Here is a 15890-nt window from a genome sequence, read left to right on the forward strand (position 1 = left end):
TTAACCGGGGCAGGGAGAAACCCAAAAGGTGGATTTTACAAGGCTCAGACTTTCAGGTTTTAAATCCTTTGTTGATCCGACGGAACTCGTGATCGAAAAGGGCCTGACCGGTGTGGTCGGCCCCAACGGTTGCGGTAAATCCAACCTGCTTGAGGCCCTGCGCTGGGTCATGGGTGAGAATTCCGCCAAAAGCATGCGCGGCGCCGGCATGGATGACGTGATCTTTGCCGGCACCGATTCCCGGCCTTCGCGAAATCTTGCCGAAGTGACCCTGTCGCTGGACAATGCGGACCGGACGGCGCCGTCCGCCTTCAATGATGAACTGCAGCTTGAAATTTCCCGCCGGATCGAGCGGGAAAGCGGCTCCGCCTACCGGCTCAACGGCAAGGATGTCCGGGCCAAGGACGTGCAGCTTATGTTTGCCGATGCCTCGACGGGTGCCCATTCGCCGTCCCTGGTCAGCCAGGGCCGGATCGGCGCCCTGATCAATGCCAAACCCAAACAGCGCCGTGCGGTGCTTGAGGAAGCAGCAGGGATCAGCGGTCTCCATTCCCGGCGCAAGGAAGCGGAAAGCAAACTCAGGTCTGCAGAAAATAACCTGGAACGCCTGGGTGATTTGGAAATCCAGATTCAGGACCAGATTCGCAACCTGAAAAACCAGGCCCGGCAGGCCACACGGTTCAAAAATGTCAGCCGCGAAATCCGTACCCTGCAGGCGCTGATTCTCTATATGGAATGGCGCGCCATTGACGGCAATATGAATAAGGCCGGGGGGGAAGCGCGGGAAGTTCTGAAACTTGTCTCTGAAATCAGCACCGAACTCGGCCGGCTGAACAAGGAACAGGCGGTGCTGGCATCCAGACTGCCGGAACTGCGTCAGAAAGAGGCGGAAATTGCCGCTAAACTGCACCGCATGGTGGTTCAGCGCGACGGACTGGACGGTGAAGAACAGCGCCTGCATGAAACCCAGGAAAAACTGAAGGCCCAGCTTGAGCATATCGATCAGGATGAAGGTCGCGAAAAATCTGTGATTGGTGATGCGGCAGGCACCATCGAGCGGCTGACCGAGGAGCGCCGCCAGATCCGGTCCGATATCGAACACCAGACAGACAATGTCGATCAGCTGTCGGAAGAACTGAAAACCAGGCAGGCCGCCACCCTTGAGGCCGAATGGAAGCTCGAGGAACTGACCCAGAAACAGGCCCAGCGCAACGCGGAAAAGAATAATCTGCTCAGGGATATAGAAGAGGCGGAAAGCCGTCTCGCCTCCCTCAATGAGCAGAAGGAAACCATTGAGGAACGGGTCAGTCGTCTGGAAAGCAACAACCTGTTCACCCGGGCCCTGTCCGACGCGGAAAATCGCCTGTCAGAAGCCGAGAAATCCGTGCAGATCCATCGGGGTAAATCCACCGAGGCAGAGGATGCGCGCCAGGACTGGCAGCAGAAGGAGCAGGAAGCCAGAGCCATCCTGCAGGCCCATGAATCGAGACAGGCGAGGCTGCATGCAGAGATAGAAGCCCTGGAGGAACTGCTGGCCTCTTCGTCCGAGGAAGGGGTGGTGACTATCCTTGAAAAAATAACGGTGACCGAGGGATTTGAAACCGCCCTTGGCGCCGCACTGGATATGGATCTTGAGGCCTCGGAAGATGAACAGGATCAGGTTCATTGGCATAATTTACCGGCATTCGAGAGTGCACAGTCGTTACCCGCCGGGGTCGACAGTCTTGCCGGTCATGTGGAAGCCCCGGCGGTCCTTGATCGACGCCTGTCGCAAATCGGTATTGTTAATTCTGCCGACGAGGCGCAGCGCCTGATGAAAGATCTGAAGCCCGGTCAACGGCTGGTCACCCCTGCCGGCGGTGTCTGGCGCTGGGACGGATTGTGCCGGTCGCCAGAAGCACCCGGGGTTGCGGCAATCCGTTTATCGCAGAAAAATCGCCTGGAAAAAGTGCGCGAGGATCTGTCCCGCAAGCAGCAGGAAACCCATGACGCCCGGAAACAGCTGCATCAGATGCAGGAAAAACTGGAGCAGACCAAACAGACGGCGCGGGAAATCCGTCAGGCCTGGCGCGAGGCCGAGGAAAAAGCTGCAAGCGCCCGCCGGGAACTGACAGAAGCAGAAAAACAGGCAACCCGCCATCAGTCCGAGGAAAGTGCACTCCGTGACCGGCTCGGTCATATGGTCGAAGCATTCGATGAGGTTGAGGCTCGCCGTCGTCAGGCAAAACAGGCGCTGGCGGAACTTCCGGAACCGGTCAGCCTGGAAAATGATATCCGTGATACCCGCCAGCTGGTGGAGGAAAAACGTCACGCCCTGTCGGAAGCCCGGCTTGCTCATGATACCTTTCTGTCCCGCAGTTCCGCCCGCCATGAACGGCTGGACCAGATCGAAACCGAACTGGGGGCCTGGAAAATCAGGGTCAAAGATGTCGAAGAACACCTCAATGCCCTGATCGAGCGGCGGGCCAAGGCGAGAACCGAACTTGCTGCGCTGGAGGACCGGCCGGGACAGATTGTCGAGGAACGGCGTAAACTGAACAGCCTGATCGAGGAAGCGGAACAGGAGCGTCAGGCCGCAGCCGTAACCCTGGCCGAGGCCGAGGAAGCCCTGGCGACCAAGGATCGGGAAATCAGGGAGGTGCAGGCGCGTCTGGCGGAACAGCGTGAGCAGAAAGTCCGTCTGGAAACCAGCCTTGAGCAGTATGAAAGCCAGAAAGAGGCACTATTACGGAGAATCGACGAGGAATTCGGCTGTCAGCCGGGCGCCCTGCGCGAAAAGGCAGGGCTCGAGCCGGAACAGCCCTTCCCCGATGCAGACGACTGTCATCGCAAACTGGACCGCCTCAAGGGGGAGCGGGAACGGCTTGGCGCCGTGAACCTGCGCGCCGAGGAAGAGTTGCAGGAAATTGAGGCGACGCTGACGGCCTCCATCAGTGAGCGCGAGGACCTGGAGCAGGCGATCGGCAAACTGAAGAAGGCCATTTCCGACCTGAACCGGGAAGGCCGGGCCCGTATGCTGCGGGCTTTTGATGAAGTCAACGCCCATTTCAGCGAACTTTTCACCACCCTTTTTGGCGGTGGCCGGGCCCATCTGGAACTGACAGAATCGGACGATCCGCTGGATGCGGGGCTGGAGATCATGGCCAGCCCGCCGGGCAAGAAGATGCAGAACCTGGGTCTACTTTCCGGCGGCGAACAGGCGCTGACAGCCCTGTCGCTGATTTTTGCGGTCTTTATGACCAACCCGTCGCCGATCTGTGTGCTGGACGAGGTCGATGCGCCGCTGGATGATGCCAATGTGGAGCGTTTCTGCGACCTTCTGGATGAAATGATTGGCAAAACCTCAACCCGATTCCTGATTGTAACCCATAATGCGGTGACCATGTCCCGCATGCACCGGTTGTTCGGGGTGACCATGGCGGAACGCGGCGTGTCCCAGCTTGTTTCTGTTGACCTTGAAAGCGCTGAAAGGATGCGCGATCGGGTGGCAGATTCTCTGCTGGGCTAGAATATTTTTTTCCGCCGAAACAGCACTTAAAAATAGTGATTCGGAAAATCCTTTTACTTCAAAGAGTTGGACTCTTTTATCTGGGGTGAAAATGTCCGCTTTTTGTAACTTGACAGGTCAGGGGTCAGAAACTATGTTGCTGTCAATTTTATGGGTGCGGACGGATGCCAGTCATCCGTTCTGTTTTGAGGAGGGGTTGCCTCGTGTCTGACGATGAACAGCAGTCAGAGAACCGGCATCAATCTCTGGATGACTTCAGCGCCCGCTTGCAGGCGGCCCGCAAGGCTCAGGAAGTGAAAGAGTCTGACGGCCCCGCAAAAGCAAACGCTTATGGTTCGGCGGTACGGCTTGTGTCAGAGCTGGTTGCCGGGCTGGTAATGGGACTGCTGCTCGGCCTGTTTCTGGATAACTGGTTGGGTACGGGTCCCTGGCTTTTGATTGTATTTTTATTCCTTGGCGTTGGTGCCGGGATTATGAATGTGCTCAGGGCGGCCAGAAAAATGCAGATAGATATGCAGAAGGGCGCCGGGCATGAAAGTGAAAAAACTGATTAACCTGATAATCAGCTTGTGAAGAGGAAGTAAAAAGTGGCCAGCCCGCTCTCGCAGTTTGAAATTGAAGAAATGGTTCCGCTGGAACTTGCCGGATACAATATCTCTTTCACCAATTCATCGCTTTTTATGGCCGTTACCCTGGTTCTGGTCAGCCTGTTTATGCTAGGCGGCATGCGTCAGGCTTCCATGGTGCCGGGACGTTGGCAGGTCATGGTGGAAATGTGTTATGAATTCATCGCCAAGATGATCAATGACACCGCCGGTTCCGAAGGACGGCGCTTTTTCCCGTTTGTACTGACCCTGTTCATGTTCATTCTGTTTGCCAATCTGATCGGCATGCTGCCGCTGTCGCATGTGCCCGGGTTGCCACATATCTTTACGGTTACCAGCCATATCGCCGTGACCTTCGCCATGGCCCTGTTTGTGTTCCTGGGTGTGACCGTTATCGGCTTTGTCAAGCATGGCATCGGATTCCTGAAATTCTTCGTGCCCGGTGATGCGCCGATCGCCCTGCTGCCGCTGCTTATTGTGATTGAGATCGTATCCTATCTCTCACGTCCCATCAGCCTGTCTGTTCGTCTGTTTGCCAACATGGTGGCTGGACATACCATGCTGAAAGTGTTCGGCGGCTTTGTCGTCAGCCTCGGCGCTCTTGGTGGCGTTCTGAGCCTGGCGGGCCTGGTGCCGTTCTCCTTTATTGTGATCCTGACGGGTCTGGAACTTCTGGTGGCCTGTCTGCAGGCCTATGTGTTCGCGGTCCTGACATGTATCTATCTGAATGACGCTCTGCACATGCACTAGGACTTCTGTCCCGGTCTTGTGGAAGTGGAATAGTAAATTTTGTAATTTGGTTTAATTTGTCAAAATAAAAGGAAGTTAAAATGGAAGTCGAAGCTGCAAAAATGATTGGTGCCGGTCTGGCCTGTTCTGCTCTGATTGGTGCCGGTATCGGTATCGGTACAATCTTTGGTAACTATGTTTCTGCTGCGATCCGCAATCCTTCTGCTGCCGGCCCGGTTTTCGGTCAGGCCATGCTCGGATTTGCTCTTGCTGAAGCTACAGGCCTGTTCGGTCTGGTTATTGCCTTCATCATCCTGTTCGTATAACCGATACCCAAGTTTAACCGGTTAAATACAAACAGGCCTGATCCTGGAATGAGGATCAAGGAGAGAAGATAATGCCACAATTAGATCCGGCAGTATTTGCCCCGCAGATTTTCTGGCTGGCGATCATATTTGGGGTGCTGTACCTGATAATGCACTACAGCATCATCCCCAAGGTCTCCGACGTTCTGGAAAAACGCCAGAACCGCATTGCCAACGATCTGGAAGAGGCAGGAAAACTGCAACGTGAGGCAGAGGATGCCCGCATCGCCTATGAAAAGGCGCTGCAGGAAGCCCGGGCAAATGCCACGGCGACGATTGCTGCCAAACGGGAAGCCATCAAGCTGGAAATCGAAGCGAAATACAACGAGCTGAGTGTGAAGCTGAATGCCGAGGCAGAGGAAGCGGCGAACCGTGTCCAGTCTGCCAAGGACAAGGCCCTCGACGATGTTCGCGCCGTATCCGCAGAACTCTGCAAGGATATCGTTTCCCGTGTTGCAAAACTGGAACTTGATGACGCCGCCGTCAGCAAAACTGTTGAAGGTCGTCTTGCCGAAGCTGTAAAGGAGAAAGCTAATGGCTGATCCTGTTAACGAGCTGGAGCACGCAACTGAGCACACCACCGAGCAGGCTCACGGTGAAGGTCATGGTTATGCTCACTGGTATCAGGACCCCTCTTTCTGGGTTGATGCCGCTGTTGCATTGTTCTTCATACTGATCATCTGGAAAGGCGTGCACAAGATTTTCGCCCGCCTGCTTGATGAAAAGTCTCAGGCTATCGAGGCCGAGCTTGACAATGCCCGGACGCTGCGGGAAGAAGCCTCCGCGCTTCTGGCCAAATACCAGCGGGACCAGCGCGAAGCAGAAGAAACTGCCAGCGACCTTCTCGCACGGGCCGAAGCCGAAGCCAAAACCCTGGCCGAGGAAGCAGAGCACAATATCGAGGAAATGGTGGAACGCCGGACACGTCTGGCACAACAGAAAATCCGCCAGACCGAAGCTTCTGCCGTAAAGGAAATCCAGCAGCTTGCTGCCGATGTGGCCACTTCCGCCGCCCGTCAGCTGATTGCGGAAAACCTGAAAAAAGCCGATCAGGATGCGCTTCTGAAAGACAGCATCGACGGTCTGGACGCACGTCTGCACTAATTGCTTTAAAAGATATTTTGGAAAACCCGGATGGTCATACGGCCCTCCGGGTTTTTTTTATTTTCGGCCCGTTTTTTTTATTTCCTGTCTGAAAATTTGACTCTCGTCAATGAGGTTTTCCCTGCAAGATGGTAAGACTCGGTTACTTATCAACTTAAGGCAGGAGATTTGATCATGAATAATAAAGTGACTGAGTCCAAGGCGCCTGAGACTAAACAGGAAGAGACCTCTTTTTTTCACCCCCTGACCAGCCTGCGTCGGGATATTGACCAGCTGTTCGGCGATTACGGACGGGGCTGGGGCAGCTTTTTCAACCGTCCCCTCAGTGTGGGTAAATTTTCCCTCAGTCCCAGTACCGACATCACCGAGACCAAGGAATCCTATGAGATTTCTGTCGAGTTGCCCGGTCTGGAGGACAAGGATGTGGTCCTGTCGCTGAAGGATAATGTTCTGACCCTGAAGGGTGAAAAGAAAGAAGAGCGGGAAGAGAAAAAAACCGATTATCATCTGACCGAACGGAGCTACGGTTCCTTCATGAGGAGTTTTACCCTTCCCCCCAATGTGGATGCGGACGGAATCCATGCGGATTTCTATAATGGGGTCATGACGATCGTGTTGCCCAAGACCGAAGTCCATGAACCGGAAAAACGCACCATCGAAATCAAGTCACGTTAAACAGGTTTTCCTCCCTAGACTGAATAGGCCATCCTGGCTTAGGCCGGTTTCTCCCGACGGGAAACCGGCTTTTTTTAGCTCTCTGCAACTTTGGCGTCTTCTATGCCTTGACATTGCCATCATGTTTTGATTCTTTGGGGCAAACGGAGTTGGCAATGTGACAAGACTTTTCCTGGTGGTTATGGTGACGGTGCTATTGGCGAGTTGTTCGACGACTCCGCCCCGCAATGTGGCCAACAGTTGCGAGATCTTTCGGGAGAAAAGCAGCTGGTACAAGGCCACCAAGGCCGCCCGCAAGCGCTATGGCACCCCGATCCATGTGCAGCTGGCTATTATTCGGCAGGAATCTTCCTTCAAGCATGATGCAAAAACCGAACGCAACTATATCCTCGGCCTGATTCCCTGGGGGCGTAAGTCCTCGGCCTATGGTTATGCACAGGTCAAGGACGGCACCTGGGACTGGTATAAACAGAAGACCGGTAACAGCGGCGCCAGCCGGGATGATTTCAGTGATGCTGTGGATTTTGTCGGCTGGTACACCAATGTGACCCAGCGTAGTCTCGGCATTTCCAAATGGGATGCCTATAACCAGTATCTGGCCTATCACGAGGGGCACGGCGGCTGGAAGCGAGGCACCTGGAAAAAGAAAGGCTGGCTGGTCAAGGTCGCCCGCAAGGTGGAGCGTAACGCCAAGGCCTATGCGGCCCAGCTCAAGTCTTGCGAGGATGACCTGGATTCAGGTTTCTGGCTCTGGCCGTTCTAGGGATCAGTCCTCATCCCCGAAACCATAGGACTTCTCAACCCGGGCGATATGAACTACATATTTTTCGTACCAGTCGTTGCGCCCCTTTTCCTGGGCGACCCGGTGGGATGTCACTTCCCGCCAGCCGTCGATGCTTTTCCTGTCTTTCCAGTAGGAAACGGTGATGCCGTCCCGGCTGCCCGGGTCGCGCACGGATTCAATACCAAGATAGCCTGGCTGTTTGGCCGCCATTTCCTGCATGGCTGCCGACATTTTGCCGTAACCTTCATCGTCGTCATCCGACCGGCGGCTGATGAATATGACAGCATAGTAGGGTGGTTTTGGCGGCACAGGCAGTTTCCTTATGGTTTGAAAATCTGGCCCCGGGCCATCACAAAGGAGGGCTTGAGCAGGGTCGAGATATTTTCCAGCGGATTGCCGTCGGCGGCGATGATATCGGCGCTCAGGCCTTCCCGGAGGACACCGGTCTGATCAGAAACCCCCAGCAGGTCGGCCGCATTGACAGTAGCGGCGATCAGCACCGCCTGTTCAGGCATGCCGGCCTCGACCATCAGTTCAAGTTCGCGACCGTTGATGCCGTGCCTGCTGACACCGCTGTCGGTGCCGAAGGCGATTTTCACACCGGCCTTGTAGGATTTTGACAGGGCGGCCATGATGATGGGGCCGACCCGTCGGGCCTTTTCTGCCTGGGCGGAGGACAGGACACCGGGCACTTCGGCCATCTCTGCGGCGGTAATACCGGCGAGGACCGTAGGCACATGATAGGCACCGGACTTTTTGAACAGTTTGATGCTTTCCTTGTCCAGGTAGGTGCCATGTTCGATGCTGTCGACTCCGGCCCGGAGCGCCGCATTGATACCGTCGGTGCCGTGGGCATGGGCGGCAACCTTGCGGCCCATGGCGTGGGCAGTCTCGACAATGGCTTTCTGTTCCTCGTCAGTGAACTGCTGGCCGGTGCCGGCGGCGATATTGGAAAGCACACCGCCGGTGGCCACAAATTTGATCACGTCGGCGCCGAACTTGATTTGCTGGCGGACAGCCCGGCGGCAGTCGTCGGCGCCGTTGCAGATGCCGCTATTGGGCTCTATAACGCCTTCGCGGTAGCCGTTGGTATCCCCGTGGCCGCCCAGTGGTGAAATAGTGTAGCCGGCAGCCAGGATGCGCGGTCCGTCCACATACCCTTTGGCGATCCCGTCCCGGAGCGCGAAAATACCGTCCCGCGGAGCCCCCACATTGCGCACGGTGGTGAAACCGGCGGCCAGCACCTTCTGGGCAAAGGCGACGCCGCGGATGGCCGTATCCGCCTGGGTTTGGGTTACTTCGTCGATGATATTTGCCTTGTCCAGCTCCCAGGTGATGTGGGTGTGGCTGTCGATCATGCCCGGCATGACGAATTTATCTTTCAGATCGATGATCGCGGCTTCGTCAACGCTGTCAAAATCGGCGGCGGTCAGGTAACCGTCGCGCACGGCAACAATCGCGTCATTTTTGATCAGGATGGTCTGTTCTGTTTTGACGTCCTCGCGGGCATCGGTCAGAAGCGATCCCGCATGAATGATCCGGTAGTTGTCGGCGGCCAGGGCCGCGAAGGGGGTGACCATAAAAAAGGCGATAACCGCCAGCGCGGCTTTGAATGAAGTCATTTCCTATCCCATAGATATTTTGTGATTATTGTTATGGAAGGAAGACTAGCATTTATTTTTTGGAGGTGGAAGGTCTATTCAATACTGAAGCCGCCGCCGCCGGGGGTTTCGATGATGAACTGATCCCCCGGATGCATGTCGGTTTCGGCAGCATGATCCAGGACTTCTTCTGACCCGTCAGCCCGGATCACTTTGTTGATGCCGGCCTTGCCCGGACTGCCGCCGTTCACCCCCGGAGGCGGAATTTTGCGATGATTACTGATGATCGCCGCCTGCATGTCACGCAGGAAGAGGATCCGACGCACCACGCCGTTGCCGCCCCTGTAGTGGCCTGCGCCGCCGCTGCCCTGCCGGATATGGAAATTCTCCAGAAGAACCGGATAGCGCCATTCCAGCACCTCGGGATCGGTGAGGCGCGAATTGGTCATATGGATCTGGATGGCGCTCTGGCCGTCGCCCGAAGCCGTCGCGCCCATGCCGCCGGCGATGGTCTCGTAATATTGCAGTTCCTCATCGCCGAAGGTGAAATTATTCATGGTGCCCTGGCTTGCCGCCATGACTCCGAGCGCCAGGAACAGGGCATCCACAATGCACTGGCTGGTCTCCACATTGCCCGAGACCACGGCGGCGGGCGGTCGGGGATTGAGCATGCTGCCTTCGGGCACGACGATGTCCACGGGCTTGAGGCAGCCCTCGTTCATGGGGATGTCGTCATCGACCAGGCAACGGAACACATAGAGAACCGCGGCGCGGCAGATGGCGAGCGGGGCATTGAAATTACTGGGAAGCTGATCCGAGGTGCCGGTGAAATCGACGGTGGCGCGCCGGGCCTCGCGATCGATATTTACCTTCACCCGGATTTCCGCGCCGTTATCCAGCGGATAGTCGTAGGACCCGTCTGAAAGCTTGCCCAGCGCGCGACGGACCGCTTCCTCCGCATTATCCTGCACATGGCCCATATAGGCGCGCACAACGGGCAGGGTGAATTCCGCGATCATGCGGTCCAGTTCCTTTGCCCCCTTTTCATTGGCGGCGATCTGGCCCTTCATGTCGGCAATGTTTTGCGCCACATTGCGGGCCGGGTAGGGGCCGCTTTTCAGGTGCGCGGTCAGTTCCTGCTCCCGGAAGGTGCCATCCTTCACAAGCTGGAAATTATCAAACAGGATGCCTTCCTGATCGATGGAGGTGGAGAGTGGCGGCATGGAGCCGGGGGTGAGGCCGCCGATGTCGGCATGATGGCCGCGGGTGGCGAGGTAAAACAGCGGTTCCGCCTCTTCGCCGAAGTACGGGCTGATGATGGTCACGTCGGGCAGGTGGGTGCCGCCGTTATAGGGATCGTTGAGCACATAGACATCGCCCGGTTTCATGGTCCCGGTCCGGGCGCGAATGATGGCCTGGACGCTGGCGCCCATGCTGCCCAGATGCACCGGCATATGCGGCGCATTGGCCACCAGATTGCCCTCCGTGTCGAACAGGGCGCAGGAGAAATCGAGCCGTTCCTTCATATTGACCGAATGGGCGACATTTTCCAGCACCGCGCCCATCTGCTCGGCGATGGACATGAACAGATTGTTGAAAATCTCCAGCATCACCGGATCGGCCGCGGTGCCGATGGCCTGCTGGCGGGCGAGCTCCTCGACCCGCTCCAGAATGAGGTTGCTGTGGGGATCAAGTCCGGCCTGCCAGCCCGGGGGCACAAGATTGGTGCCGTGGCTTTCGAGGATGACGGCCGGGCCCATGATTGTTTCACCCTTCAGGTTATCGCGGTGGATCACATGCGCCGTGACCCATTTCCCCCCCATATAGACCTCTCTGGTCAATCGGGCCGGGATGTCGACCGCCGGGGTGAGGCCTGTATGGCTGAGAGCTTCGCCGCCGCCCGCGGCTTCCGCTGTCATGGCCTCGACGATCAGGGGCTTGTCCGGGCTGATGAAACCGAATTGCTGTTTGTGCCGGTCCTCAAAGGCGGTGCGGATGTCCTCAAGCGCGCCCATAGGCACGGTGAGGGTGCTGTCGCTGCCCCGGTATTTGACCTGCAGGGTCACGGTACAGTCAATGTTCTTCACGCCCTGACAGTCAAGCTCGTCCCGGGCCTCATGGCTGAGGCGTTCGGCGGTGGCCTCGATCTCCAGCATATGATCGCCGTCCAGCGGCAGCTCCAGCGCCGCCTCGGAAATATGCCCCAGGTCGGCAAGGCCGATACCGTAAGCCGACAGCACCCCCGCCAGCGGATGCAGGAAGACTTTTGTCATACCCAACCGGTCGGCCACCAGGCAGGCATGCTGGCCGCCGGCGCCGCCGAAGCTGACGAGCGAATAGCCGCTGACGTCATATCCTTTCTGGGTGGAGATTTTCTTGATGGCGCTGGCCATATTCTCCACGGCGATGGCAAGGAAGCCCTCGGCCATTTCTTCTGGTGTCTGGGGCGTCAGCCCGGCGGCTTCGATCTTGCGGGCCATGTCCTGAAATTTTTCCACTACTACCTGCCGGTCGAGCGGCTTGTTGGCGTCGGGGCCGAACACATGGGGGAACTGGTCCGGGGAGATGCGGCCCAGCAGCACATTGCAGTCGGTCACCGTCAGCGGCCCGCCGCGCCGGTAGGCGGCCGGTCCCGGATTGGCCCCGGCGCTGTCCGGCCCGACGCGGAAACGGCTGCCGTCGAAGGAAAGCACTGAGCCGCCGCCCGCGGCCACGGTATTGATATGCATCATGGGAATGCGCATGCGCACGCCGGCGACTTTGGTTTCGAAGCTGCGTTCAAATTCACCCCGGTAATGGGTGACATCGGTCGAGGTGCCGCCCATGTCGAAACCGATGATCTTCGGATGGCCCGCCTGTTCGGCGGTTTTGGCTGCACCGACAATGCCGCCCGCCGGGCCCGACAGGATCGCATCCCGGCCCTGGAAACGGTCGGCGTGGGCGAGGCCGCCGTTGGACTGCATGAAATAGAGCGGCACGCCCTCCAGCGCCTCCTGCACCCGGTCCATATAACGGCGCAGCACCGGGGTGAGATAAGCATCGACCACGGTGGTGTCGCCCCGGCTCACCAGCTTCATCAGCGGGCTCACCTCATGGCTCATGCTAATCTGGGTGAAGCCCGCCTCGCGGCACAGGGCGGCGATCTTAAGTTCATGGTCGGGATAGCGGTAGCCGTGCATGCAAACGATGGCGACCGCATGGATGCCGTGGGTCTGGGCCTCCACCAGTTGCGGCTCCAGATCGGTAAGGTTGAGCGGCGTGATCACTTCGCCGTCGGCGCCAAGGCGCTCCTCGACCTCGATCACCCGTTCATACAAGAGCTCCGGCAGCTCCACATTGAGCGCGAACAGGTCGGGCCGGTTCTGATAGGCGATACGCAGCGCGTCCTTGAAACCTCTGGTAATCAGCAGCAGGGTGCGGTCGCCCTTCCTCTCGAGCAGCGCATTGGTGGCCACCGTGGTGCCCATCTTGACGCTTTTGACCTGGGCAGAGGGGATTTTGTCGCCGGGCCCGAGCCCCAGAAACAGGCGGATGCCATGCAAGGCTGCATCCTCATACTGCTCCGGATTTTCTGAGAGCAGTTTTCTGGCGTGCGTGACCCCGTCCGGGTCCCGCGCCACCACATCGGTAAAGGTCCCGCCCCGGTCGATCCAGAACTGCCATTTTTGCTCATTGCTGCTCATGAGAAAAATTTAGCAGGAAGGGCGGGAGAGGGGAATTGGAGATTTGAGATATTTGCGATAGAATCCAGCATTAATTGAAAAAGGGGGAAGCAATGTCGTTTGAAATCCTAATGTCAATTTTCGGGGCTTTTGGTATTGGCTCCGTGGTTACCTTGCTAATTAAAAACCATCTAGACCAGAATAACGCGCTAGATGAGCGTCTGTATAATGAAAAAAGAGAAGCCTACCTTGGGTTATTAACTGCGATGCATGATGCTGCCATCCAACCATCTGATGCAGCTTCCAAAGCTTATGCACTCCAGCAAACCAAAATTCAGTTGTTTGGTTCTGAGAAGGTTAGTGAAGCGGCTCAAGGTATTTTGGATACCAATGAAGGATCAAGAGAAGAAAGAAATAGATATTTCGAAATGTTGATAAGGGAAATGCGAAAAGACTTGCAGAGCCAGTAAGCAGTCCGCACGGTTCGCGATATCGCAGATGAAAGACTATGGTATTCCCGGGCAATGGTACAACTGTGCCCGCCAGAAAGGAGCGTCAGTATGAATAAATTTCTCAAACTTGACATCATCACCCGGCAGGACCGGAACGAGGCGATCTCCAGCGCGCGGGAGGCGATCACCGGCGCCGGCGACTGGATCATGGATCATCATCTCTTTTCCAATATCTCCGCGACCCTGAATTTTGAATTGCCGCTTGAGGCCATCGAAAAGTTCCTCACCCGGCTGAACGCAGAAGGGTTTCAGCCGGACGTGCAGGGGGAGTTGCCCGCGGCCGGAGAGGGTGATTGCTTCGGTCTTCTGTCCCTGACTTTCCTGCATGGGGAAGGGGACCTGAAACGGGATGTACCGCCCTTCGGGTAATCCGCCTAACCCGTCGCCGTCACATTGATCAGCCAGGCAATGAATATGGTTTGCGGCAGGGAAATCAACGGCAGGAACAGGGCGATTTTCCAGGATTTTGTCGTCTCGCGCAGGATCATGATTTCCGTATAGTCGGTGGCGACACCGGCCATCAGGAAGGCAAAGCCGTTGCCCGGCGCGCCGGCCCGGGTTACCAGGTCGGCGGCGATCGGGGTGCTGCCTTCGGAACAGACCTCAATAATGGTGGCGGCGATGACAGTCAGGCCGAGACCGGCCAGCGTCGGGCCGAAATATGTCTGGAAACTGCCGGTATCGACAAAGGCGCGGACCAGGCTGGCCAGCAAAATACCAAAGAAAATCCAGCGCAACACCATGCGGCTCTCCTTCACCCCCTTGATGGCCATATCGCGGAAAAAGGCCAAGTCGAAAGTAGTTGCGGCAAGCCCCTTGCGGGCTTCGGGCCAGAACTCGAACCCGTCGGGCAGATCGATGCTGTTGGGGTTTTCCGGCAGCACGCCCCGGGCCACCAGCCGGTCGAAGATATAACCTGTAACAACGGCGATCAGCAGGGAGAGGAAAATAAACGCGAGAGTCCATTTCAGGCCGATCAGGGCGACAAGGATCAGGGTCAGGGAGAAGCTGTTCCAGGGGCTTGCCACCAGAAAGGCGATCACCTGACCGATGCTGGCGCCGCGTTCGTAAAGTTTGGCGCCGACCATGAGGATGCCGTGGCTGCAGAGATCCAGCAGCACCCCGCCGAGCGTGGCCCTGAGGATACCGCCAAGGCCATTACGGCGGCCGAGGATGGCGATGACAAATTCCCGCGGGATTTCCGAAAGAACGGCGACCATGACCAGGCCCAGCAGAAGTCCCCACCAGACCGTGTTCATCAGGTCGAAGACCGAATGGGCCAGGGTGACAAGCCAGTTATGACCAGCCAGATCGCCGGAAAAAAACCAGTAGCCCAGATAAAGCAGCACCGTGAGGCTGAGCGATCCCCATAAAAGATAGTCGATCCGACTCTTGCCGTGCTGGTCGTGGTTATGATCGTCTGACGGGCAGCAGTTAGCCATTGAGAGCCTCCTCTCCGGAAAGATAGTTGATGATGCAGCATTCGCTGAGCGGTTGTTCATCCCCGGGGCAGCGGCGGGAGAGGATTTCAAGTCCGGCGCGCATTTTTTTCAGGGTTTTGATCTTGCGCACGATTTCTTCCAGCTTATGGCGGGCTTTCTCCGCCACCATGGCGCAGTCGGCCTCGTCATCGGCGGTGAGCGCGATAAGCTCCTCGATCTCCTGCAGGGTAAAGCCCAGATTCTGGGCCTGTTTGATGAAGCTGAGGCGGTTCCGGCTTTCCGGACGGTACACCCGGTAGCCGGACGGCAGGCGGTCCGGCGGCGGCAGCAAGCCGCAGCGCTCATAATATCGAATGGTTTCGGTGCTGACGCCAGTGGCTTTGGCAAGTTTTCCGATGGTCATGGCATTCATGGTTTTTCTCCTGATTCCCCTGCAGCCTACACCTTAAAGTATACTACAAGGTCAAGGGTAAAATGCAGGAGAATGGAATTCGGCCGCAAAACCGCCTGTTTTACCGGTCAGGATGGTGTAATATTGCGGGAGAGGAACGGCATGGCAAACAAGCAAAAGGATTATGACTGGGGACGGATGGACTGGCTTCTCGATGGTGAGGAGGCGGAAGGGCCGGGCTTCAGTGTGGCCAAAATGATCATGGAAGCGGGCCGGGTCGGCGAAAAACATTTCCATGACAACTGTCAGGAATTTTTGCTGGTCGAGCAGGGCAGGGTCATTCTGGAAATCGATGGTCGCCAGCGCGAACTCCACGGGGGAGAAAGCTTTCTCATTCCGGCCGGGGTTACCCACCGGGTGATCAACAATTGTTGCGATGTGGCCGTTCTCACCCTGGTCTATTCCACTCATGACCGTCATTATACTTCCGTCGGCTAATCATGCCTTTTCCC

16 protein-coding genes are annotated in these 15890 nt (G+C 57.0%); 11 read left to right on the plus strand and 5 right to left on the minus strand.

What is annotated here, in order from left to right; genetic code table 11:
* The first annotated feature begins 28 nt into the window (after positions 1–28).
* The 8 genes from smc to ACORNT_RS07660 all read left to right on the plus strand — a co-directional run bounded on the left by smc (position 29) and on the right by ACORNT_RS07660 (position 7749).
* Entirely contained in the window at positions 29–3508 is a 3480-nt protein-coding gene (gene smc / locus ACORNT_RS07625; protein ID WP_321397651.1) for a chromosome segregation protein SMC, read from the plus strand.
* Between the two features lie 203 nt (positions 3509–3711).
* Positions 3712–4062 (plus strand): AtpZ/AtpI family protein, encoded by a 351-nt coding sequence (locus ACORNT_RS07630; RefSeq protein WP_321397654.1) that lies wholly within the window; start codon positions 3712–3714, stop codon positions 4060–4062.
* A 33-nt stretch (positions 4063–4095) separates the two neighbouring features.
* Positions 4096–4863, plus strand: coding sequence for a F0F1 ATP synthase subunit A (locus tag ACORNT_RS07635; RefSeq protein WP_321397657.1), 768 nt, complete (start codon positions 4096–4098; stop codon positions 4861–4863).
* A gap of 80 nt (positions 4864–4943) precedes the next feature.
* Positions 4944–5168, plus strand: a complete 225-nt coding sequence (locus ACORNT_RS07640; protein ID WP_321397660.1) for a F0F1 ATP synthase subunit C — start codon at positions 4944–4946, stop codon at positions 5166–5168.
* A gap of 71 nt (positions 5169–5239) precedes the next feature.
* Complete coding sequence (locus ACORNT_RS07645; RefSeq protein WP_321397663.1) at positions 5240–5749, plus strand: hypothetical protein; 510 nt, start codon at positions 5240–5242, stop codon at positions 5747–5749.
* Positions 5742–6311: a hypothetical protein gene (locus ACORNT_RS07650; RefSeq protein ID WP_321397666.1), complete on the plus strand. Its 570-nt coding sequence runs from the start codon at positions 5742–5744 to the stop codon at positions 6309–6311. Before ACORNT_RS07645 ends, ACORNT_RS07650 begins: the two co-directional genes overlap by 8 nt.
* Positions 6312–6485: 174 nt before the next feature.
* Positions 6486–6986: an Hsp20/alpha crystallin family protein gene (locus ACORNT_RS07655; protein WP_321397669.1), complete on the plus strand. Its 501-nt coding sequence runs from the start codon at positions 6486–6488 to the stop codon at positions 6984–6986.
* Positions 6987–7167: 181 nt separating this feature from the next.
* Positions 7168–7749, plus strand: a complete 582-nt coding sequence (locus tag ACORNT_RS07660; RefSeq protein WP_420717555.1) for a transglycosylase SLT domain-containing protein — start codon at positions 7168–7170, stop codon at positions 7747–7749.
* A gap of 3 nt (positions 7750–7752) precedes the next feature.
* On the opposite strand, the gene ACORNT_RS07665 is transcribed toward ACORNT_RS07660, so the two are convergent.
* The 3 genes from ACORNT_RS07665 to ACORNT_RS07675 all read right to left on the minus strand — a co-directional run bounded on the left by ACORNT_RS07665 (position 7753) and on the right by ACORNT_RS07675 (position 13054).
* Positions 7753–8079, minus strand: coding sequence for an antibiotic biosynthesis monooxygenase (locus ACORNT_RS07665; RefSeq protein WP_321397675.1), 327 nt, complete (start codon positions 8077–8079; stop codon positions 7753–7755).
* An 11-nt stretch (positions 8080–8090) separates the two neighbouring features.
* Entirely contained in the window at positions 8091–9392 is a 1302-nt protein-coding gene (locus ACORNT_RS07670; RefSeq protein WP_321397678.1) for an amidohydrolase family protein, read from the minus strand.
* A gap of 74 nt (positions 9393–9466) precedes the next feature.
* On the minus strand, positions 9467–13054 hold the full coding sequence (locus ACORNT_RS07675; RefSeq protein ID WP_321397681.1) for a hydantoinase B/oxoprolinase family protein: 3588 nt from the start codon (positions 13052–13054) through the stop codon (positions 9467–9469).
* A gap of 92 nt (positions 13055–13146) precedes the next feature.
* Between ACORNT_RS07675 and ACORNT_RS07680 the strand changes: the two genes are divergently transcribed.
* Both ACORNT_RS07680 and ACORNT_RS07685 read left to right on the plus strand, forming a co-directional pair.
* A complete protein-coding gene (locus tag ACORNT_RS07680; RefSeq protein ID WP_321397684.1) occupies positions 13147–13503 on the plus strand; it encodes a hypothetical protein in 357 nt (118 codons plus the stop codon).
* Positions 13504–13593: 90 nt separating this feature from the next.
* A complete protein-coding gene (locus tag ACORNT_RS07685; protein WP_321397688.1) occupies positions 13594–13914 on the plus strand; it encodes a hypothetical protein in 321 nt (106 codons plus the stop codon).
* A gap of 5 nt (positions 13915–13919) precedes the next feature.
* Here the strand turns inward: ACORNT_RS07685 and ACORNT_RS07690 are convergent, their stop codons facing one another.
* Both ACORNT_RS07690 and ACORNT_RS07695 read right to left on the minus strand, forming a co-directional pair.
* A complete protein-coding gene (locus tag ACORNT_RS07690) occupies positions 13920–14987 on the minus strand; it encodes a permease (protein WP_321397691.1) in 1068 nt (355 codons plus the stop codon).
* Complete coding sequence (locus ACORNT_RS07695; RefSeq protein WP_321397693.1) at positions 14980–15399, minus strand: heavy metal-responsive transcriptional regulator; 420 nt, start codon at positions 15397–15399, stop codon at positions 14980–14982. Before ACORNT_RS07695 ends, ACORNT_RS07690 begins: the two co-directional genes overlap by 8 nt.
* 141 nt (positions 15400–15540) lie before the next feature.
* On the opposite strand from ACORNT_RS07695, the gene ACORNT_RS07700 reads away from it, so the two are divergent.
* The gene (locus ACORNT_RS07700; RefSeq protein ID WP_321397696.1) at positions 15541–15876 is read left to right on the plus strand and encodes a cupin domain-containing protein; all 336 of its coding nucleotides are present in this window, start codon (positions 15541–15543) and stop codon (positions 15874–15876) included.
* Positions 15877–15890: the final 14 nt, after the last annotated feature.

The sequence above is a fragment of the Emcibacter sp. genome (assembly GCF_963675455.1).
In the GTDB taxonomy this organism is placed as follows: domain Bacteria; phylum Pseudomonadota; class Alphaproteobacteria; order Sphingomonadales; family Emcibacteraceae; genus Emcibacter.

Bases quoted from the DNA above. Each gene is read 5' to 3' on its own strand.
- ACORNT_RS07650 (WP_321397666.1), top strand. From the start codon at position 5,742: ATGGCTGATCCTGTTAACGAGCTGGAGCACGCAACTGAGCACACCACC.
- ACORNT_RS07695 (WP_321397693.1), bottom strand. From the start codon at position 15,399: ATGAATGCCATGACCATCGGAAAACTTGCCAAAGCCACTGGCGTCAGC.
- ACORNT_RS07700 (WP_321397696.1), top strand. From the start codon at position 15,541: ATGGCAAACAAGCAAAAGGATTATGACTGGGGACGGATGGACTGGCTT.
- ACORNT_RS07640 (WP_321397660.1), top strand. From the start codon at position 4,944: ATGGAAGTCGAAGCTGCAAAAATGATTGGTGCCGGTCTGGCCTGTTCT.
- ACORNT_RS07690 (WP_321397691.1), bottom strand. From the start codon at position 14,987: ATGGCTAACTGCTGCCCGTCAGACGATCATAACCACGACCAGCACGGC.
- ACORNT_RS07670 (WP_321397678.1), bottom strand. From the start codon at position 9,392: ATGACTTCATTCAAAGCCGCGCTGGCGGTTATCGCCTTTTTTATGGTC.
- ACORNT_RS07680 (WP_321397684.1), top strand. From the start codon at position 13,147: ATGTCGTTTGAAATCCTAATGTCAATTTTCGGGGCTTTTGGTATTGGC.
- ACORNT_RS07675 (WP_321397681.1), bottom strand. From the start codon at position 13,054: ATGAGCAGCAATGAGCAAAAATGGCAGTTCTGGATCGACCGGGGCGGG.
- ACORNT_RS07645 (WP_321397663.1), top strand. From the start codon at position 5,240: ATGCCACAATTAGATCCGGCAGTATTTGCCCCGCAGATTTTCTGGCTG.
- ACORNT_RS07685 (WP_321397688.1), top strand. From the start codon at position 13,594: ATGAATAAATTTCTCAAACTTGACATCATCACCCGGCAGGACCGGAAC.
- ACORNT_RS07660 (WP_420717555.1), top strand. From the start codon at position 7,168: ATGGTGACGGTGCTATTGGCGAGTTGTTCGACGACTCCGCCCCGCAAT.
- ACORNT_RS07655 (WP_321397669.1), top strand. From the start codon at position 6,486: ATGAATAATAAAGTGACTGAGTCCAAGGCGCCTGAGACTAAACAGGAA.